This is a genomic window from Kitasatospora saccharophila, assembly GCF_039529925.1.
Classification (GTDB): domain Bacteria; phylum Actinomycetota; class Actinomycetes; order Streptomycetales; family Streptomycetaceae; genus Kitasatospora; species Kitasatospora saccharophila.
Genome location: NZ_BAAANS010000099.1, coordinates 1 through 19,190, shown reverse-complemented (window position 1 = coordinate 19,190; position 19,190 = coordinate 1). Strand labels below are relative to the sequence as shown.

The window sequence follows — 19,190 nt, the reverse complement described above, 5'->3', positions numbered from 1 at the left end:
GCATCATGGCCCGCCGACTCACCCGCGGCCACGCAGCCACCCGACAAGGCCCGCGACCACTTTCACCCACCAATCTATGAGATCTCAAACACGGTCTCAGGCTGGGTATGTTCGGCCCGGAGCGCTACCGGTGCCCGGCGTCCGATTCGCTCAAGGCGAGGGGCCTGTTTCCGGCCCGGCGGGGCGTCAGGAAACGGGAAACCCTCGAAGAGTTCACAAATGGTCCGTTCATGAACGAACTTGACCGGATGGAGCTCTCCCGTGGCGAGGACCGGTCGGCCTGGCAGCCCGCCCGGCGGGTGCACGACGGCGTCCGACGGTGGACCGGGCACGCGCTGGCGATGTACGAGGCGGCCTTTCCCGCCGGTGCCACGGAGTTGCTCCCGGCTGCCGCCTGGGACTACCGCTACCGGCCGGCGGACGGGGGGCGCGACGCCGCAGGCTTCCGCATCAAGGCATGGGGGCGGTACTTCAAGTCGGCGGACGGCCGGTTCCGGGAGTTGCGGCTCCCCGTGAACCGCCTGCGCCCGAGGACGCCGGTGGAGCGTGCGATCGCCGCGCTGGTCGCGGCCGAGGGCGACCCCGACGTGCGGGTCGAACACGTGCGGGTGGTGCAGTTCGCGCTGACCGACGGACGTACGGAGGTGCTCTTCGACGGTACGCGCGCCGATGCGGTCGCGTACTACCGGGACAACGGCGCGCCGGCCGTCCGGGCGCTGCTGGACCAGCCCGAGTACCGGCCCGGATCGGCCTGCGCGTCCTGCGCGATCGCCCCGCTCTGCCCCGAACTGCCGAGGGGCCCGGGCCTGCTCGGGATCACGGACCGCGGACAGCCGCGTCGCAGCTGGTCGCCGACCACGGCCCGCAGCCACCGGGGCTGCCCGGCCCGCGGCTACCTCCGCAGCCTCCGCCTGCCGGTCGACGACTCCGTCGAGCGCTCCGCCGCGGCCGAGCGGGGGCGGGCGGTCCACGCGTACCTGGCGGCCCGGCACAGCGGTCCCGCGCCACGGCCGTGCGGTGCAGAGGTGCCTGTCGACTGGGTGCCGGACGGCTACGACCTGCCCCCTGTCGAACGGGAGTTGGGAGCCCGGCTGCTGAGCCACCATGCCGAGGTGTGCCCGTTCCGGCTCGCGGACCGGCACGACCCGGAGCCGGAACCGCTGCTGGTGTTCGACGACCCGGAAGCGGATCTGCTGGTGCTCACCGAACCCGACCTGCTGTACCGCGACGGGGGTTCCTGGGTGTGGAGGGAGACCAAGACGTCCGGCGGCGGTCCGCCGGTCCGGAAGCCGCTGGCGACCTACCCACAACTCGCCCTGGCCGTCCGGGTCGTCGCGGCCGGCGGAGTACGGGCCGATCGGATCGAGCTCGAGGTGCTCCGCCCCGAGGGGCCGGACCTGCGGATCATCGACCCCCGATCCGCGCACACGCGGGCCGAGGCGGCCGCCGTCCTGCGGGACTGGATCACCGGTTGGCACCGCGAGCGTCTCTTCGAAGCGGCCCCCGGGCCGGAGTGCGCCCGGTGCGAGGTGGCGCGCTGGTGCTCGGCCACCCGGCCGCAGCCCTCGACCCAGGAGGCGCCGTGACCCCGGACCCGGACCTGGACCTGCTGACCGCCGTCGCCCGCGGCATCGTCGACCTGAGCGAGCGGATCCGCCCCTCCGCGTTCCGCCTGCCCTACCCGCCGGGCCTGCAACTGGCCCTCGACCGGCTGGTGTTGAAGGCACTTCGCGCGGGGACCCCGGTGCCCGGGGGTGTGGCGGGCCTGCTGGCCTGGTGCGGGACCCCGCTGACCGACCTGAGGTGGCCACTGGCTCTGCCACCGGGACTGCTGTCCGAGGACGCCGCCCTGATCGACCCCGAAGTGGCGGAACCCACCCGTACGTGTGCCGAACTGGCCTCGATCGGACCGCACGGCGAGCTCGAACGGAGCGCGGAAGCGCTGATGGCGAACCTTGCCGACACCTGCGGCACGCCCGAGCGCTTCGACGCCTGCCGCGACTTCCTGATCAGCCGACCGGTCATGCTCCGTCCCGATCCCGTGGAACTGCTGCGCCCGACCAACGCGGCGACCTGGAAACTGGTCAAGGACCTGTACGCCCCCGTGCCCGAACGGATGGTGGTGGACCGCTCGGTGTCCTGCTGCCTCCGGTGCGGATTGCTGGCCAAAGCCCTTCCCGGAGCAGGCACCTGGTGCGAGGGCCGCTGCCCGGTGCCGGAACCGGAGCGCTCCGAGCAGCCCGCTCGGGCCGTCGCGCTGCCGCTGGGCCTCCGCCTCTTCACGGCGCTGCCGGGCCGGACCGAGGCGGAGCTCCGCCGGCGGCTGGGCCCGACCCCGGGCGGCCGCAGGGCGCGTACGGCCAGGCGCCTGCTGGTCCTCGACCGGGAACAGCCGGCGCTCGCCGCACGGCGGGCGGCCGAGCTCGCCGGGAACGACCGTCCCTCCGACGTGGTACTGCCCGACCACCTGGCCGACCGCCCGGGCTACCGGCAGCGGTTCCGGGCGGCGCTCCCGCTCGGGGCCGACATCGTGCTCCACTCCGTCACCGACTACACGGCGTCGGCGAACGGCCGACCGAGGAGGACCAGTGCGTAGCACCGCCAAAGTCGTGCGGGAGACCGTCAAGGAGATCCGTGAGGTGCACGGGAACCTGCCGTACCGGAAGGCCGTGGAGTTCTGCGAGATCGAAGTCGGACTGCTGCTGCAGGAACGGCTCGCCCCGGACACCCCGGCCGACGAGGCGTGGGCGCTGTTCAGCGGCTACCCTTTCGCCCTCGCCCGGGGGACGATCACCGAACGGCAGGAGTGGGTCCGCCGCACGGCCCGCTTCGCGCTCTGGACCTGGGGGCGCCGCCGCGCCTGGCAGGACGCCCTGGAGGAGTACCAGCGCTACGACCGCCGGTTCAGGGCGTACGACGTGCCGGACCCGCAGCAGCCCGCAGTCCGTCGGCCGGGGCCGCCCGTCGCGCAGGACCGGTGGCGGGAGTACGAACGGCTGCTGGAGCAGGCCCCGCCGTTCAGCGGGGAGCCCGTGCCGCCCGCCGGGGCCGGCCGGTACGCCTTCCCGGTCGGCCGCCACCTCGCCACCGTGCCGCTCCCGCCGTACGAGCGGAGCGCCGTCCGCGGGCACGACCTGTCCGAACCGGCCGCCGGCCGTGGCGAACCGGTGACCATCAGGTGGTCCGCGCTGCGGGCCACCGCCGCGGCCATGGACGCCAGACGGTTCGCCCGCTGGGAGCAGCGCTTGGAGGGCATCCGCCTGTCCACCCGGGGGACGGAGGGCTTCGAGCCCGCCGACCGGTTCGAAGTCGCGGGCATCCAGCACCTGCTCGGGATCGTGGGTGCGGGCAAGAGCACCCTGCGGGACATCATCGCGGTGCACCTCGCCCGGCGCGGGCTCCGGGTCACGGTGGTGGTGGGGGACGTCGCGGAGGAGCTGAAACTCGTCGAGCTCTACAACACCTACGCGGGGGAGGGCAGCGCGGCTCCCGTCCTCGGGGCACAGGGTCGCGAGCAGCACGCCGAACGCCTGCACCGCCGTCTGATCGGCCGGGGGACGCCGAATCCGCTCGCCCACCTCGACCCCGCTTTCCGCTACCTGAGCACCTCGTGCGCGCTGAACGCGCTGCGCGCCGACGACGGCCACCCGGCCGACGACCTGCTCGGGTTCGGGGAGGCGCCCTGCACGCGGCTGCAACCGCCCAAGTTGCGGGCGGATCCCGAACAGCCGTGGGGCAAGTACCGCAAGGTGTGCCCGTTCTGGGCGGGATGCCCGCGCCACCACGGGCCCCGGTCCCTGGTGGACGCGCCGATCTGGGTGGCCACACCGGCCAGCCTGGTGGACTCGCAGGTTCCCCGGGCGCAGAACGCCGAACGGATCAGGTACCTGGAACTGGCCTGCCGGCGCAGTGACCTGGTGATCATCGACGAGGCGGACCGGGTCCAGATGCAGCTGGACCGGATGTTCGCCCCGGCCATTCCGCTGCTCGGCGGCGGACCGGACACCCGTTCCTTCCTGGACGAGGTCAACCAGCACCGGATCAGGGAGCTCGCCAGCGCGGGCCGGGCCCAACTGTCCGACCGCGACGTGGAGAACTGGTCGGCGGCCGTGAACACCACCCAGGCCGCCGCCGACCGCCTGGTCGCGATGCTGGTACGCGACTACGACCTGCGGAGCTGGGTGCGGACCGGCTACTTCAGCGCCTGGACCCTGCAGCTGAGACTGCTGGAGGAGCGCTACCCCCTCCTGGAGGACGGCGGCATCCCGGACGAGGAGACCGACACCGAACTCCAGGAGGAGCAGGAGGCCCGGCGGCGACTGACCAAGCTGCTGGACGACTTCCGGGACAACCCGTTCGGCGACCGGCGCCTGCCCGACGCCGACGTGCTCGAACTCATCGGCATGGCCGGCGAACTCCTGCACACCAACCGCCGCCAGCACACCCGCGCCCGCCTGGAGGTGCTGGTGCGAGCACGCTTCGGCCTCGACCCGCTGCTCGGCGGGGACGGGGAGAGCCGCGGGCGCTACCAGCGCCTGCGCGACCTGCTCGGCGGTTCCCGGCGGCAGCCGGCCGGAGAGCCGGGGGAACGGCCGGAGACCCGGTCGAAGTACCGGCGCCCGCCGCTGCCGGACGACCCGCAGGACTGGTTGGAGATGCTGCTGGACCGGTTCGAGTTCACCCTCCTGCTCAGCGTCCTCGAACCCAGGCTCGCCCTGATCAACGCGATGTGGCCGCGGGTCGCCTCGGCGCTCAACCTCGGCTTCAACGAGATGTACCGCCGCCCGCTCGACTACGGGCCGATGGTGCCCGAGGCCCCGATGGGCAACGTGATCGGCTTCCAGTTCCTGCTGGACGGCCCCGACCGAGGCGGGGTGCACACCGGTGAACTGCGCTTCTTCCGCTGCAGCGGCGTGGGCCGGGAACTGCTGCGGGCCATGCCGTCGATGCCGGTCGTCGACGGCCGGCCTGGCAGCAACGTCCTGCTGATGTCCGGGAGCAGCTGGGCGGACCGGTCCAGCCGCTACCACGTGCGGGTGCCGATCGGCGTGCTGATCGAACCGGATCCGGCCGAACTGGACCGGATCGCCGAACAGAGCGTGATGCGTTTCGAGTTCGTCCGGGACGGCTGCGAGTGTGGGGGCCACTGCTTCTGCGGGGGACACGGCGAGGCTCTGCGCCTGTCCGGAGCGCGGGTGGACCAGCGCGACGGGGTGCTCCGCCGGATGGCTGTCGCGCTCGGCCGCAATGAGCACGGGGACAGCCGACTGCAGCGCGAACTCGCCAGGCTGCCGGACAACCGCAAGCACGTCCTGCTGCTCGTGGGCAGTTACGAGGAGGCCGCGTTGGTGGCCGACACCCTGCACACCCTCAACGAGCGCTGGCGGGGCAAGGTCGTCCGGCTGGTGGCCGACGACGACGCGGAAGCCGGTTCCTGGTCGGGGGAGGAGCACCGCGCCCCGGTACTGCGGCGCGGTGACGTGGAGACCCTGTCAGCCACCGCCGCCGAGATCCTGGTCGCCCCGCTGCTGGCGGTGGAACGCGGGCACAACATCCTGGACGAGAGGGCCGAACAGGCGGCGATCGGATCGATCTACTTCCTGGCCCGGCCCAATCCGCGTCCCGACGACCTCGGCCTGGCCGTCCACGCCATCAACGACTGGGTGGTCCGCGCCCTCGACGGCGGCGCGTTCGCCGCGACGGTCGGCGGCGAGCCGTCCTTCGGCCTCGGCGTGCGCAAGTTCCGTGACGCGGCGCGGTCCGAGTGGTTCCGGGTGCTGGCCCGGAGCATGGCGTGGAGCCGCCTGAACCAGGAGGACCGGACGCAGGTCACCTGGGACCTGTTGGTGCTCCTCTGGCAGGTGATCGGCCGATCGGTGCGCGGAGCCGTGCCGACCCGGGTCGTTTTCGTCGACGCCGCCTTCGCACCCAACCGCGCGGCCGGGGGCCGGCCCGACACCGCGGAGACCAGCCTGCTGCACAGCATCCACACCGTGCTCGACCCCTACTGCCGGTCGGACAGCACCGAGGCCGCGGCCGAACGCCGCATCGTCCGGGCGCTGTACGGACCGCTGTGGACGTCCCTCGGCCGCTGCCTGGCCGCAACCGCATGAGACAGGAGCAGGACATGTACCGGATGATCCACCAGACCGCCTACGAACCGGATCCCGCGAACGGTCCCTGGCGCGAGCGGTACCGGGTGATCGGCTTCCCGGAGGAATGGCGGACGGAGTTCCTCGAACTGTACCGGCGGCGCTGGCGCAGCGCCCCGGCGTTGCCCATCAGCCGGCTGAACGCGCTCCTGCGGGCCACCGCCCCCGGGTTGGTGGCGACGGGCCGCGGGGCCGACCGGGACGCCGGGAACGCCTGGTTCTACGCCACGGAGGAGCTCCCCGCCGAACTGGTGGCCCCGCTGCTGGCGTCCTGGGTGATGACCCTCGCGCCGGGCCGGGACGCCGATCCGGTACGGGCGGCCGGCCACCGTGCCGCGACCGACAGGGCACTCGCCCTGATCGAGGAGCGGACGCCCCGGTGGACCGAGGAGGCCGTCGACCTCACGGCCGCGACCGCGTCCCCCGGCGGCACCGCCGAGCCCGACCGGCGGCTGTACCACCTGCTCCCGGAGCAGGCGGGCATCCGGCTGGCCGCCCGCCCGCTGGTGATGGACGGCGTGGAACTGCGGTTCCGCCTGGTCACCCGGGAACAGGGAGTGGAGTTGGTGAGCTGGCCACCCCGCAGCTACAAGCGGGGAAAGCGCACCTGGTTCTACTCGGCGCTGGTCACCCTCACGGTGCAGACAGTGCCGTTCGCCACCGGCTTCCGGCTCAACGCCTCGTACGGAGTGCGCCGCTGGGCGACCGGATCGCCGGTGTCCCCGTCCTGGGACCGAGGCGCGACGGTGCTCCTCGACGCGCCGCTCCCTTGGCCGGACCTGACCGGCCCCCGGCACCGGCTCGCCGTCAACTCGATGGTTCACGACCGCCGGCTGGGCACGCTCGGGTGGAGCCGCAGGAGCCTGGTGGAACTGCTGCCCGAGCTGGACATCCAGCACGTCTACCCGAAGCCCGCCGAACTGGCCGCCGAGGCGGAGGCATGGCTCGGCGGCCGCGGCGACGTGGCGGCCGGGATCCTGCACGGCAACGCGTTCGGCCCGCACGGCGTCGGCGCGGGTCTCATGCCGATGGAACGCGCGCTCCTGGACGAGTGGGTCGAGGACGGGCTGCGTCCGTACTTGCGCCGGGTGACCGCGCTGGAACGGGTGCACCGGCGTTCCAAGCCGAGGCTTCTTGCGGCCTCGTCCACCAAGGACCCGGTGAAGCTCGCCGACCGTGGCCGGAACCGGACCCAGGCCCGGCGCGCGGCGGTGCAGGCCGTGCTGGAGGGGGAACCGCTGACGGTCGACGTCCTGTGGCAGACCGAGGAGACCCGCGACGCCCTCAGCGGGGCGCTGTGCGAATGGCTGGGGCTCGAACCGCCCGAGGAGCCGGGCGAGTCGCACGAATGGGCCGTGCCCGGGTTGCGGGTCGTGCTCCGGGCCACCCCGATCGGCGCGCTGGCCGGTGCCCTGCCGGTGCGGAGGGAGGGCCGACGGACCGACGCGCGGGCCATCGCCGCCGCGACCCGGGAACGTGCCGTACGCACCCTCGCCGCACTCGGGCTCGCGACCGGTCGACCGGGGCTGGCCCTGGTCGAGATCATGGATCCCGACAGCTACCCAGTCCCAGGCACCGACCCCAAGCCGGCGCTCCGGCTCGGCTGCGCCAAAGCAGGGCGGGTCAGCCAGTTCATCGTCATGCCGGAACGCGCCGACGGCCCCCTGCCCGCCCGCGCCCGCTCCGTGCTCGCCGACGGCATGCGCCAACTCGGCACGGTCGTCCCGCCGGAGCAGAACCTCGACGAGGAGTTGGCCGACGACTTCCAGTACCTGGCCCTGTGGCACGTGCACCAGCAGGCGGCCGGCCACACCCGGTACGGGGGCCGGCAGCTCGTCGCCCTGCGGATCCGACCGCGGGACCAGGAGCATCCGGTCCGCGGATGGGACGAGGCGGCCAAGGAATGGGTGCCGTACAGCAGGCTGCTGCTCACCACCGCCGCCACCCACGCCGAGACCGGTCCGGGCGACGGGGCGTCGCGGGGCTCCTCGGATCCCGTGACGCCCGGAACGGACGTCGAACGGCAGATCCGCGCACTGCTCTACCAGGTCCGGGACCGGCCGACCCTGCTCCTCGCCAACAGCGGCAACCTGCGGAGCGTCTGGCCCGGCCTGGCGAACGGGCGCCTGGTGCGGGACCGGCTCGTCTTCGAAGGGGAGGAGCCCGCGCGGCTCTCCCTGTACGGACCCGACCTGCGCGTCGTGCTCCTGCGCGATGCCAACAGCCGGGAGGAGACCCCGCAGTGGTACGCCCCCGGCGAGTCCGAGGACGACGTGCCGGGCGTCTCCATCGGCCTGTGGGCACCCGAGGACGCCAGCCCGGATCAGCGGGTGTTCACCAGTACGGTCGGGAAGCCGCCCACCGCGGGAGGGGTCCGGAAGGACCTGCGCAAGCTGGTGCCGACCGTGGGCTGGCCGCACGCGCCTGCGGCCTCCGCGTGGAACCCGCAGGCGGTCGAGCTCACCGTGCTCGGATGCTCGACGGAACGGGAGCTCGCCGAGTCGGGCCGTGCGGACCGGACGCCCGACCAGCCCAGGCTGCTCGCCGCCGCGGTACACCAACTGCGCTTCCACGACGAGTACCACCCGCTGTCACGGCCGCTCCCGCTCCACCTGGCGAAGCTCGTGGAGGAGTACGTGATCGCGCTGGCTCCCGAGCTGGAACCGGCCGGAGCACCGGCCCCCTCCACCGGTGAGGGGTGAGCCCGCCCGGTGAGCCGTCCGCCCGATCACCGTCGGTGCCGCGCTCAGGCCGCGGTGATCGGGCGGACGGTGGGGTCGGTGGCGGTGCGGGCGGCGGTGTGGGTGGTGACGAGGCGGCGCAGGGCGTGGTCGGTGGCCGGGTCGGCGGGGGTGAGGGTGAAGAGGCGGTGCGGGCCGGTGGTGAGGATGTCGTAGTGGAGCAGCAGGGGGCCGGCTTCGGGGTGCTGGACGCGCTTGGAGCCGGTGGTGCGCTCCAGGACGGTGTGGTCGTCCCACCAGAGGGCGAACTCCGGGCTGTGGGTGCGGAGTTCGGCGAGGAGTGTGGCCAGGCGGGGGTCGTCCGGGTGGTGGGCGGCGGAGGTGCGGAGCTGGCCGACGGTCTCCCGGGCGACCCGGGGCCAGTCGAGCTGGGTGGCGCGGGTCGCCGGGTCGAGGAAGAGCATCCGGGCGGTGTTGTCGGCCGTCCCGGAGCCGAACTCCGGCCCGAACAGGGCCCGGGCGGCCGCGTTGTGGGCCAGCACGTCGAGCCGGTGGTCGGTCAGGTAGGCGGGGAACAGCGGTATGCCGTCCAGGAGTTGGCGCAGCGAGGCGGGAACCTCGGGGCGTCGGGGGCCGCGCGCGGGCAGTACGGGGCTCTCGCCGCGGGCGAGCAGGTGCAGGTGCCGGTGCTCGTCCGGGGTGAGGCGCAGCGCCTCGGCGAGGGCGTCCAGGACGGCGGCGCCCGGGGTGCCGACCCGGCCCTGCTCCAGGCGGACGTACCACTCCACGCTGACGGCGGCGAGCTGGGCGACCTCCTGGCGGCGCAGCCCCGGGGTGCGGCGGCGCGGCCCGCGCGGCAGCCCGGCGTCCTCGGGCTGCAGCCGGGCGCGCTTGGCCCGGAGGAAGGCGGCCAGTTCGCCCTGGCGGGGTGGTACGCGTCCGGTCATGCCCCGATCATCGACGGCCGCCGGGCGATCCGTCCAGCGCCGAGGCTGGTACGCCGAATGCCACCATCCGGAGGGCCTCCCCGAGTGCGCTGCGGTGGGCGAGGGTTGGGGCGTCGAAGCAAGATCCGCCGACCGACCGGGAGCCCCGCGCCATGTCACGTTCACCCCGTACGACCACGACCACTGCCGCTGCCACTGCCGCCGCCGGGTGGTCGCGGCCGTCCCGCACCGCCGCCGTCCTGCTGTCCGCCGCCGCCGCACTGACCCTGCTGGGGGCCGCCGATTCGAGTGCGAAGGTGCGCGGCGAGGCCAAGGAGTTCGGGCGGGTCTCGGTCAGCTCCGGGATCCCGGCGGACGCGAAGCGGTTCACGGTCAGCAGCCCCGACCTGGTGAACGGCAGCTTCCCGCAGGCCAATTGGGCGAACGCGTTCGGCTGCGACGGCGGCAACCAGCCGCTGCGCCTGGAGTGGCGCGGCGCCCCGGCCGGCACCCGGAGCTTCGCCGTCACCATGTTCGACCCGGACGCGCCGACCGGCTCCGGCTTCTGGCACTGGCTGGTCTGGGGCGTCCCCGCCGGTGCCACCGGCCTGGGGAAGACCCTGCCGGCCGGCGCGGTGGCCGGCGCCGACGACGCGGGCGTGCAGGGCTACCTGGGCCCGTGCCCGCCCGTCGGCGACCGTCCGCACCACTACCGGATCACCGTGTACGCCCTGGACACACCGAGCCTGGCGCAGCCCGCCACCACCCCCGCGGCCGTCACCGCCTTCGGGATGAGCGGCCACGTCATCGGCTACGCGCAGACCACGGTGCTGGCCGCCCGCTGAACTCCGGCCTCCCGACGGCTACTTGGCGGCTGGCTGACTGGCTGGCTGGCTGCGGGCGCGCGGGCGGTCCGACCGGGCTGCTCGGGTGGGCTGCTCGGCCGGACCGCCCGGCCGGACCGCCCGGGCCGCCCGGGCCGGCCGGGCCGGTCGGGGGCGGGTCACTTGGGCGGGGAGAGGCGCAGGCCGCCGTCGGTCTCCAGGACGGTGCCGGTGAGGTTGCGGTTGGTCGCGGCGAGCACGACGGCCTCGGCGACGTCCTCCGCGGAGGCGATCCGGCGGGTCGGCAACTGGGCGGCGGCCTGGGCGAAGTACGCCTCCCGGGCGTCCTGCGGCAGGCCGCTCCACCACGGGGTGTCGACCAGTCCGGGGGAGACCGCGTTGATCCGGCGCGGGGCCAACTCCAGGGCGAGCGGCCGGATCATCGCCTCCAGCGCCCCGTTCACCGCGGCCAGCCCGGCGGTGCCCGGCAGGCCCGCGCGCGCCGAGATCGCGGTGACCAGGGTGACCGACCCGTCCTCGGACAGGTGCGGCAGCGCCGCCTGCACGGTCGTCAACTGCCCCCAGAACTTGGCCTCGAAGGCGCCGCGCAGGGAGGTGAGGTCGAGTTCGGCGAACGGTCCCGCGCCCTCGGCGCCGCTCAGCGAGACCACCAGCCAGTCCAACCTGCCGATGGTGTCGAGGACTTCGGCGATCTGCTCGCGGTCGCCGCCGTCCGCCCGGTGTCCGATCAGCTCCGGGTCGCTCGCCGCCAGCGCCTCCAGCCGCTCCTTGCTGCGGCCCGCCAGGTGCACCACGGCCCCCCGGGCGCGCAGTTGGCGGGCGGTGGCCAGTCCGACGCCCGAAGTGCCGCCGACGACCAGTGCGGTGCGCTCGCTCATGTGGTGCCCTCTCCCCTGTGTTCCGTCTGTGCTCCGGCTGTGCTCCGCCGTTGGGAGCCTCCTCGGTGGGACGAGAGCCGGTCGGCTCCAATTTCGAACCGCGACGTCTCGTCTCGAATTACGGTAGCGTGGTCCCCGTGAACGGGCAAGCGAATCGAGGATCGGGCCGGGGGTCGGCGCGGAAGCCGAACGGACCGGACGGGTCGATCGGAGTGGTGGAGGTGGCCGGGATGGCCGAGGAAACTGACGATGGGTCAACTCCGGTGCGTCCAGGGCGTCGACGCAGCGAGGAGAGCCGCCGAGCGATCCTCGCCGCCGCGTACGAACTGCTCGGCGAGGCCGGGTACGCGCGCCTCACCGTGGAGGGCATCGCCGCCCGGGCCGGCACCGGCAAGCAGACCCTCTACCGCTGGTGGCCCGGCAAGGCCGACGTCCTGCTCGAAGCCGTCACCGCGCACGCCCGGCAGCACATCCCGCTGCCCGACACCGGCGACCACGCCGCCGACCTGCACGGCTTCCTCGCCGCCACCTTCGCCGCCGCCACCCCGCCCACCACCGACGCCCTGCGCGCCCTGATGGCCGAGGCCCAGATCGACCCCGCCTTCGGCGAGCGCTTCCACCGCACCCTGCTCACCCCCCGCCGCGAAGCGCTCGGCGTCCTCACCGCCCGCGCCCACGCCGCCGGGGCGCTCGCCCCCCAACTCACCCCCACCGCCGCCGTCGACCTCGCCTTCGGCCTCCTCTGGTACCGGCTGCTCGCCACCGGCGACCCGCTCGACGACCGGCTCGCCGAACTCCTCACCCGCACCCTGCTGCGCTGACCCCGCCGCACCGGCCCGGCCGCGGCCGTTTGTTGCGCCAGATGTCCGAGCCCACCCCGCCCGCACGGCCGTCGAACGCCTGAACGAGCATGGCGGGGTGCCAACCGAAACGCCCTCCCGACCGTCCCCGCCCGCCGCGTCCGGACTGCGCCGCTTCACCCGCGGCGCCTTCGCCGACCTCACCCCGCTGCGCCGCAGCCCCGACTACCGGCGGCTCTGGTTCGGACAGACGGTCTCCTCGATCGGCCAGCAGATGACCGCCCTCGCGGTCGGCATCCAGGTCTACGCCCTCACCCGCTCCGCCTTCCTCACCGGCCTGGTCGGACTCTTCTCCCTGGTGCCGCTGGTCGTCTTCGGCCTGTACGGCGGCGCCATCGCCGACCGCGTCGACCGCCGCCGCCTCGGCCTGATCGGCTCCGCCGGCCTCGCCGCCGTCTCCGCCCTGCTCGCCGCCCAGGCCCTGCTCCACCTGGGCTCCATCCCCCTGCTCTACGCCGCCGTCGCGCTCCAGGGCGGCTTCTTCGCGGTCAGCTCGCCCGCCCGCTCCTCGATGATCCCGCGACTCGTCCCGCGCGAGCAGCTGCCCGCCGCCAACGCCCTCAACACCATCGGCATGAACCTCGGCCAGACCGTCGGCCCGCTGCTCGGCGGCGTCGCCATCGCCGCGTACGGGGTGCAGAGCGCCTACCTGGTCGACACCGTCGCCTTCACCGCCACCCTCTACGCGATGTGGCGCCTGCCCGCGATGCTCCCGCAGAGCACCACCGGCAAGCGCGCCACCGTCCTCGACGGCCTGCGCTTCCTGCGCGGCCAGCCCAACCTGCGGACCTCCTTCGCCGCCGACCTCGCCGCGATGATCTTCGGCCTGCCGCGCGCCCTCTTCCCCGCGATCGTCCTGCCCTTCTACGGCGGCGACGCCGGCACCGTCGGCCTGCTCGCCGCCGCCCCCGCCGTCGGCGCCCTCGCCGGCGGCCTCTTCTCCGGCTGGATCGGCCGCATCCACCGCCACGGCGTCGCCGTCCTCGCCTCCGTCGCCGCCTGGGGCCTGGCCATCGCCGCCTTCGGACTCGTCCGCAACCTCCCGCTCGGCCTGCTCCTGCTCGCCGCGGCCGGCTGCGCCGACACCGTCTCGATGATCTTCCGCAACACGATGATGCAGGTCGCCGCCCCCGACGAGATGCGAGGCCGGCTCCAAGGCGTCTTCATCGTCGTCGTCGCCGGCGGCCCCCGCCTCGGCGACTTCGAATCCGGCACCGTCGCCACCCTCACCACCCCCACCCTCTCCATCCTCACCGGCGGCCTCGCCTGCGTCGCCGCCGTCCTCTACCTCGCCGCCCGCCGCCCCGGCTTCCTCCGCTACGACGCCCGCCACCCCACACCCTGACCCCACCCACCCGCCGCACCCCGAAACCTGGCAGCGAGCACCCCCCGACGTGCTGTATTGTTTTCCACGTCGCCGAGAGATCGGGGACGAGGTCAGAAAGCCAAGGAGCCCGCGAGGGCCACCGGGCAGACGACCACGGGACGTGGCGCAGCTTGGTAGCGCACTTGACTGGGGGTCAAGGGGTCGCAGGTTCAAATCCTGTCGTCCCGACGTGAGTCGGAAAGGCCGTTGGCCGGGAGAAATCCCAGGTCAACGGCCTTTTGTATGACGGGGCGTCAGGGACCGTGAAAATCGGTTCGTATGCTGTTTGGGACCAGTTTGGGACCAGGCCCCCCGGATTCCAGGGGTGGCCCCCTTGACTTGGTCCGATTCGCCCGATTCTATCGTCACTCTCGGTAGTCGGTGCGGAATTGCGACAAGCGATTTCCGGTCATCATTTTGGCAGAAATCCCGCTTGCGTGGCGAAACTTGGCCACTGCTGACGGTCTGTCGGATGGCGGTGTGGCGTCAGGAGAGAAGTCTGTGGGACGTCACCCCTGACTGCCGGGCGGCTCCGGTGATGCGGGGGCGCTTCGACCGGGATAGTTGCTCTGCGTGACGGTCCGCCCCTGCGACCACTCTGCGCACAGCCCCCGTACCCCGTGCCGGGCTGTCCTGTTGGCGGCCCACTTCACCTGGGGCAGGCGCTCCTCCATCCGCTTACGTGCCGGGGAGGCCGAGCAGGTCGAAGGCCGGGTCGCCGGGGAAGGCGACGGACTCGATGCGCGCCGGTGGGATCGGCGACATGTAGTGGACGGTGGCGTCGGCGGTTTCGCCGAGCGCTCTGCCCAGGAGCACGTGCGCCAGCGACGGTGCGGTGCTGTGCGGCCGGCCGTCGGCCAGGTTCAGGAGCGTCGTGACGACGGCCGGGCGGCCGAGCGACCGCAGCAGGGTCATCATCTCCGGGTCGTTCTCCTAGGGCTGGTAGACCGCTTCCCCACCCCAGAACTTCTGCAGGCGCCAGCCGAGGGTCTGGTTGGGGGCGAGTGCATCGCCGGACAGCGTCAGGAAGACGAAGCCCTTCCTTCCGCCGCCCTTGCGGGTGATGAGGTTCGCTTCCTTCAACGCCGCGTACTGGGCCCTGTTCTCCCGAAGCTGCCGCGAAGTGACAAGTAGCGCTCTGTGATCAGAGTGCCGCTCGGTCAGACGGTACGGGGCGGGGCCCGGGGATGTCGTCGGCCCGGAGGGCGTCGAGGGCGGCGTGGGCCTGCTCGATGGCTTCGGGGTACGCCTCGCGCTTGGCGTGCTCGGCGAGGGCCCGGTAGATGCTGGCCACCGAGGGGTTGTGGCCCTTGCGCTTGCCGGTGGGGATGAACAGGTCGGGCTGGATCTGCTCGACGGACTCGCCAGCCGCGCGGCGCCGGAGGACGGTGTGGAGCATGTCGTCGGTGATGACCCGGGGCCGGCCCCCGTGCTTGCCCTTGCGGGCGGCGGTGTCGAGCCCTTCCAAGGTGGACTCGCGGATGTTCTCTCGCTCGGTCTCCGCCATCGCGGCGAAGAACGCGAACAGCAACTTGCCCGGCCCGGTGGGGTCGTAGAGGCCGGGCAGGGGTCCGGCGAGCATCTCCAGGATGAGGCCGTGGGCGGTGAGATGGTCGGCGAGCGCGGTGAGTTCGGCGGCGTCACGGCCGAGGCGCTTCATCTCGTACACGGTGAAGATGACCCGGCAGTGCGGGGCGTGGGCCTTGACCTCCCGCGCGGTCCGCAGCGCCTCCTCGAAGTGGGGCCGGACCCGTACGCGGGTGCTGATCTTCTCGCTGAAGATCTTGTCCCGGGGGATGCCGTGTCCGGCGAGCGCGTCGAGCTGGGAGTCGAGTTCCTGGCCGAGGGTCGAGCAGCGGGCGTAGCCGATGCGGATGTCCGCGCCCGGCAGGTCCGGGTCGGCCGGGGCCGGGGGTGGGGTGCCCGGCCGCCACGGCCGGCCCGGCCCGCGGTCGGCTGGGGTGGGTACGCGCAGTGCCTTCTTCAGCCGGAGCACGAGGGTGAAGCGGCGGGTGTGGTAGGCGGAGGCGACGGCGCCGCCGCGCGAGCGGCACGGTGATCCGGGCTGGACTTCGCACTTCGGGCAGGCGTGCGCTTCGACGTCGTCCGCGTCCGACCGGCCGGTCGGGGAGGGCTGCTGAGGGTCCGTCATGAGACCGGATCTTCGCACAATGCAAGTCTCAGAAGGAGGTCCGCGCCACTTTTGAGTGAGAACGGGTTCTGAGAACGAAAGCGGGCCAGGCGGCGGTCCGGCGAAGCGTTTTCGGTCTTGCTCGGGCAAAGGGTTGTTTATGCGAGACGACGAAGCGGCGGGTGCAAGTCGGTCGAGCGAATCCCGCGTGATCAACCAGATGACGCCTCGTCGCGGTCGACATCACCGCTCACTGGCTGACGGGCACGGCGCGGCCCCGGGGCTATCGGAGCAGGGGCATGAGAACGCCGTCGACGATCTGCGCGATGTCCTCGTCATTGATCGGGCGGTCGTGGACGACTCCCCAGTGGACGAGGAGGGCGATGGCGGCGGAGACCGCGATCGCGTGTCCGCCCTGTGGTTGGTCGGGTCGGGAGGGCAGGTCGCCACGTTGCGCCGCGTGGTCGAGCACGCCGGCGAGTGCCTGGTGCAGGGACTCGACGTAGCGCACGCGGATGAGGCTGCACAGCTCCGGCTCCTGGCGAGCGGTGTCGAGCAGGGCCGAGACCAGGTCGACCCGGGAGGTGTCCTGGTCGCCGATGGCGCTGGCCAGGGTGGCGAGGAGTTCGTCGCGCAGATGCCCGCTGCCGATGATGACCGGTATGACGTCGTCGGCGAGTCCGGCGTGGCCGAGGGCTTCCGCGGCGAGTTCGGCGCGCGAGGGCCAGCGTCGGTACACGGTCGCCTTGCCCACCCCGGCCCGTGCCGCGGCCTTGTCCATGGTCATGGCCGGGTAACCGCCCTCGGCGAGCAGCTCCGTCGCGGCGTGCAGGATCCGGGCGTCCCGGGCGGGATCGCGGGGCGGTCCGGAGAGGCCGGAAGGCCGCCGTAGCTGTGCGCCGGGTTGTGGCATGGGGCTCTCCTCGCGAACTAGGACCGATTTGTTTCGAGTATAGCCGGGCTGTTAACGTCGCCGAGTACCCGGAACATCTACGTCTCGGGTTGGGGGGTGCTTGATTCCGACAGTGAGGTGGCGCAGTGAAGGCCGTAGGTTTCACCGAGTTCGGCAGCAGCGAGGTCATGCGGGTGCTGGAGCTGCCCGAACCGCACGCCGGACCGGGGCAGGTACGGATCAAGGTGGCCGCGGCCGCCGTCCATCCGGCCGACGTCAACATCCGCACCGGGCTCTCCGCCCAGTACAGCCCGGAGATGAACCCGCCCTCGGACGTGTACGTCGTGGGGTGGGAGATCGCCGGGACGATCGACGAGGTCGGGCAGGGCACACGTCCGGAGCTGGCCCTCGGCACTGAGGCTGTCGCGATCACGGAGCCGAAGCTGGACCAGGGCGGACAGGCACAGTACGTGGTCGTGCCGGCGGAATCGGTGGTCCGCGCACCCGAGGGAGTCGACCTGACGGCCGCCTCGACCCTGCTGATGGCCGCACTGACCGCACAGATGGGCCTGGACGCGCTGGCCCTGGCCCCGGGAGCGACGGTGGCGGTCACCGGCGCCGCCGGCGGGATCGGCGGCTACGCCGTGCAGCTGGCCAAGGCAGCCGGGCTGACGGTCATCGCCGACGCGGCGGACAAGGACCGAGACCTCGTCACGAACCTGGGCGCCGATCACGTGCTCCCCCGCGGGGACGACTTCCCCGACGCGGTCCGCCGGCTGCGCCCCGACGGTGCGGACGGAGTCATCGACGGCGGGTCGGTGGGCGAGGCGGTGGCCGCAGCGGTGCGCGACGGCGGCGGGATCGCCACCTTCAAGGGGTTCACCGGTGCCACCGACCGGGGCGTGCGCTGGTTCCCCGTCTTCGTCTACGACCGCATCCGCGACACAGCCGCGCTGACGCGGCTGCGCGACCAGGCCGAATCCGGCACCCTCACGCTCCGCGTCGCGGGAACCTACCCGCTCGAACAGGTCACCGAAGCACACCGGCTCATCGAGGAAGGCGGAGTGCGGGGCCGCCCCGTGCTCGTGTTCTGAGACGAGACCCCAGACCCCGGGCCACGCCCGCCCTGGCGATGCCATGTCGGGTCCGGCCCTCCCCTATCCAGATCCCAGAACGCACGATCAACCGAAAGCAGGCTCACCATGACATCCCACGACAAGGCCAAGGTGCTGGTCACCGGGGCGACCGGAATGCAGGGCGGCGCTGTCGCCCGCGCGCTCCTGGGCGCGGGACACCCCGTCACTGCGTTGGTGCGCAACCCCTCCTCGGCTCCCGCCCGGGCCCTGGCCGCCCTGGGCGCCGTCCTGGCCACCGGGGACCTGGAGGACGTCGCCTCTCTGGAAGCGGCCGGCGCCGGACACGACGCGGTCTTCTCGGTGCAGCTGGCCAGTATCGACCGGGCCGACCCCGCCGAGAGCCGCCAGGCCGGCAATATCGTCACCGCGGCCCAGCGCGCCGGCATCACCCAGCTCCTGCACACGTCGGTGTCGGCGACCAGGTGGCGTGCCCAGCACCCGGACTTCGAGATCAACGATCCGGTGATGAAGGAGTACTGGGACCAGAAGGAAGCGACCGAGGAAGCGATCCGGCGCTCAGGGCTGCCGCGCTGGACCATCTTCAAGCCTGCCTGGTACATGGAGAACTTGCTCCTGCCCCGCCGGGAGTACATGGCCCCCGAGCTGCCTGACGGCAAGCTGGTCACCGCCATGAGCCCGCAGACCGAGCTGGCGCTCATCTGCGCCGACGACCTGGGTGCCGCTGTCGCCGCCGCGGTCGCCGAGCCCGACAGGTTCCACGAGGCCGAGGTGGAGCTGGCCGGCGATGCGCTGACCTACCCGCAGATGGCCGACATCCTCTCCCGGGCCATCGGCCGCGAGGTCACCACCGACTTCATCTCCTTGGAAGAGATGACGCAGCGAAACGGTGCACCCGCAGCGTTCGGCGAGCGCTGGAACGACCGTGTCGGCTACCCCGCACGCCCCCACCACGCCGCCGCCTACGGCCTGACCACGACGACCTTCGCACAGTGGGCAGCGCGGCAGGACTGGAGCCCCCTGACTACTGAACGCAACTGAACCGACGCAGCCCTCCAGCGGGCAGCCGGTCACCACCTGAGTGAACACGCCTCGTCTTCGTCTTCGTCGTCTTCGTCAGACAGTGGCCGGCTCGCCGCTGCGTGGGCCGGGCAGCGGGGCCGCCGCGGCGGCGGTCAAGTTGAGGTGGGCGTTCATGTTCAGCTCGAACCGGGGCTGTCCATTGAACGGCTCTGTCCCGTAATCGGTGGTGACCAAGTGTGACGGCCGTCGTTGGCACGGTGTGCGTGATGTCAACGATCTTGTGGGCGTGGTGTTTTCGGGTCTGTCGGCCCTGGTCGTCGAGGGTGTGGCGGACGAGGGCGA

At 72.8% G+C, this 19,190-nt stretch carries 15 protein-coding genes and 1 tRNA gene; 10 read left to right on the top strand and 6 right to left on the bottom strand.

The window, feature by feature from the left end; genetic code table 11:
• The first annotated feature begins 230 nt into the window (after window positions 1–230).
• From ABD345_RS37855 to ABD345_RS37840, 4 genes are read left to right on the top strand one after another with little or no spacing between them, the layout of a single operon-like run.
• Window positions 231–1,586, top strand: coding sequence for a PD-(D/E)XK nuclease family protein (locus tag ABD345_RS37855; protein WP_344559036.1), 1,356 nt, complete (start codon window positions 231–233; stop codon window positions 1,584–1,586).
• Window positions 1,583–2,596 (top strand): pPIWI_RE_Y domain-containing protein, encoded by a 1,014-nt coding sequence (locus ABD345_RS37850; RefSeq protein ID WP_344559035.1) that lies wholly within the window; start codon window positions 1,583–1,585, stop codon window positions 2,594–2,596. The genes ABD345_RS37855 and ABD345_RS37850 overlap by 4 nt, the downstream gene beginning before the upstream one ends.
• Window positions 2,589–6,113, top strand: coding sequence for a pPIWI_RE_Z domain-containing protein (locus ABD345_RS37845; RefSeq protein WP_344559033.1), 3,525 nt, complete (start codon window positions 2,589–2,591; stop codon window positions 6,111–6,113). Before ABD345_RS37850 ends, ABD345_RS37845 begins: the two co-directional genes overlap by 8 nt.
• Complete coding sequence (locus ABD345_RS37840; RefSeq protein ID WP_344559030.1) at window positions 6,110–8,854, top strand: pPIWI_RE module domain-containing protein; 2,745 nt, start codon at window positions 6,110–6,112, stop codon at window positions 8,852–8,854. The genes ABD345_RS37845 and ABD345_RS37840 overlap by 4 nt, the downstream gene beginning before the upstream one ends.
• A 44-nt stretch (window positions 8,855–8,898) precedes the next feature.
• On the opposite strand, the gene ABD345_RS37835 is transcribed toward ABD345_RS37840, so the two are convergent.
• Complete coding sequence (locus ABD345_RS37835; protein WP_344559029.1) at window positions 8,899–9,780, bottom strand: helix-turn-helix transcriptional regulator; 882 nt, start codon at window positions 9,778–9,780, stop codon at window positions 8,899–8,901.
• A 152-nt stretch (window positions 9,781–9,932) separates the two neighbouring features.
• Here ABD345_RS37835 and ABD345_RS37830 point away from each other — a divergent pair, with 152 nt between their 5' ends.
• Entirely contained in the window at window positions 9,933–10,604 is a 672-nt protein-coding gene (locus ABD345_RS37830) for a YbhB/YbcL family Raf kinase inhibitor-like protein (protein ID WP_344559028.1), read from the top strand.
• 158 nt (window positions 10,605–10,762) lie between these two features.
• Here the strand turns inward: ABD345_RS37830 and ABD345_RS37825 are convergent, their stop codons facing one another.
• Window positions 10,763–11,482, bottom strand: a complete 720-nt coding sequence (locus ABD345_RS37825; protein WP_344559027.1) for an SDR family oxidoreductase — start codon at window positions 11,480–11,482, stop codon at window positions 10,763–10,765.
• Between the two features lie 230 nt (window positions 11,483–11,712).
• On the opposite strand from ABD345_RS37825, the gene ABD345_RS37820 reads away from it, so the two are divergent.
• The 3 genes from ABD345_RS37820 (at window position 11,713) to ABD345_RS37810 (ending at window position 13,897) form a co-directional block, all read left to right on the top strand.
• Window positions 11,713–12,303: a TetR/AcrR family transcriptional regulator gene (locus ABD345_RS37820; protein WP_344559026.1), complete on the top strand. Its 591-nt coding sequence runs from the start codon at window positions 11,713–11,715 to the stop codon at window positions 12,301–12,303.
• Between the two features lie 97 nt (window positions 12,304–12,400).
• Window positions 12,401–13,687, top strand: coding sequence for an MFS transporter (locus ABD345_RS37815; protein WP_380274973.1), 1,287 nt, complete (start codon window positions 12,401–12,403; stop codon window positions 13,685–13,687).
• 136 nt (window positions 13,688–13,823) lie between these two features.
• Window positions 13,824–13,897 (top strand) — tRNA-Pro (locus ABD345_RS37810).
• Window positions 13,898–14,386: 489 nt separating this feature from the next.
• On the opposite strand, the gene ABD345_RS37805 is transcribed toward ABD345_RS37810, so the two are convergent.
• From ABD345_RS37805 to ABD345_RS37790, 4 genes are all read right to left on the bottom strand, one after another.
• Entirely contained in the window at window positions 14,387–14,626 is a 240-nt protein-coding gene (locus ABD345_RS37805) for a hypothetical protein (RefSeq protein ID WP_344559025.1), read from the bottom strand.
• A 15-nt stretch (window positions 14,627–14,641) separates the two neighbouring features.
• The gene (locus ABD345_RS37800; RefSeq protein ID WP_344559024.1) at window positions 14,642–14,791 is read right to left on the bottom strand and encodes a hypothetical protein; all 150 of its coding nucleotides are present in this window, start codon (window positions 14,789–14,791) and stop codon (window positions 14,642–14,644) included.
• A 61-nt stretch (window positions 14,792–14,852) separates the two neighbouring features.
• Window positions 14,853–15,860, bottom strand: a complete 1,008-nt coding sequence (locus ABD345_RS37795) for a recombinase family protein (RefSeq protein WP_344559023.1) — start codon at window positions 15,858–15,860, stop codon at window positions 14,853–14,855.
• A gap of 262 nt (window positions 15,861–16,122) precedes the next feature.
• A complete protein-coding gene (locus ABD345_RS37790) occupies window positions 16,123–16,752 on the bottom strand; it encodes a TetR/AcrR family transcriptional regulator (RefSeq protein ID WP_344559022.1) in 630 nt (209 codons plus the stop codon).
• Window positions 16,753–16,877: 125 nt separating this feature from the next.
• On the opposite strand from ABD345_RS37790, the gene ABD345_RS37785 reads away from it, so the two are divergent.
• Both ABD345_RS37785 and ABD345_RS37780 read left to right on the top strand, forming a co-directional pair.
• Window positions 16,878–17,825, top strand: a complete 948-nt coding sequence (locus tag ABD345_RS37785; RefSeq protein ID WP_344559021.1) for an NADP-dependent oxidoreductase — start codon at window positions 16,878–16,880, stop codon at window positions 17,823–17,825.
• A 108-nt stretch (window positions 17,826–17,933) separates the two neighbouring features.
• Complete coding sequence (locus ABD345_RS37780; protein ID WP_344559018.1) at window positions 17,934–18,866, top strand: NmrA family NAD(P)-binding protein; 933 nt, start codon at window positions 17,934–17,936, stop codon at window positions 18,864–18,866.
• The last annotated feature ends 324 nt before the right edge of the window (window positions 18,867–19,190 follow it).

Bases quoted from the DNA above. Each gene is read 5' to 3' on its own strand.
- ABD345_RS37855 (WP_344559036.1), top strand. From the start codon at position 231: ATGAACGAACTTGACCGGATGGAGCTCTCCCGTGGCGAGGACCGGTCG.
- ABD345_RS37840 (WP_344559030.1), top strand. From the start codon at position 6,110: ATGAGACAGGAGCAGGACATGTACCGGATGATCCACCAGACCGCCTAC.
- ABD345_RS37835 (WP_344559029.1), bottom strand. From the start codon at position 9,780: ATGACCGGACGCGTACCACCCCGCCAGGGCGAACTGGCCGCCTTCCTC.
- ABD345_RS37830 (WP_344559028.1), top strand. From the start codon at position 9,933: ATGTCACGTTCACCCCGTACGACCACGACCACTGCCGCTGCCACTGCC.
- ABD345_RS37825 (WP_344559027.1), bottom strand. From the start codon at position 11,482: ATGAGCGAGCGCACCGCACTGGTCGTCGGCGGCACTTCGGGCGTCGGA.
- ABD345_RS37820 (WP_344559026.1), top strand. From the start codon at position 11,713: ATGGCCGAGGAAACTGACGATGGGTCAACTCCGGTGCGTCCAGGGCGT.
- ABD345_RS37805 (WP_344559025.1), bottom strand. From the start codon at position 14,626: ATGATGACCCTGCTGCGGTCGCTCGGCCGCCCGGCCGTCGTCACGACG.
- ABD345_RS37795 (WP_344559023.1), bottom strand. From the start codon at position 15,860: ATGACGGACCCTCAGCAGCCCTCCCCGACCGGCCGGTCGGACGCGGAC.
- ABD345_RS37790 (WP_344559022.1), bottom strand. From the start codon at position 16,752: ATGCCACAACCCGGCGCACAGCTACGGCGGCCTTCCGGCCTCTCCGGA.
- ABD345_RS37780 (WP_344559018.1), top strand. From the start codon at position 17,934: ATGACATCCCACGACAAGGCCAAGGTGCTGGTCACCGGGGCGACCGGA.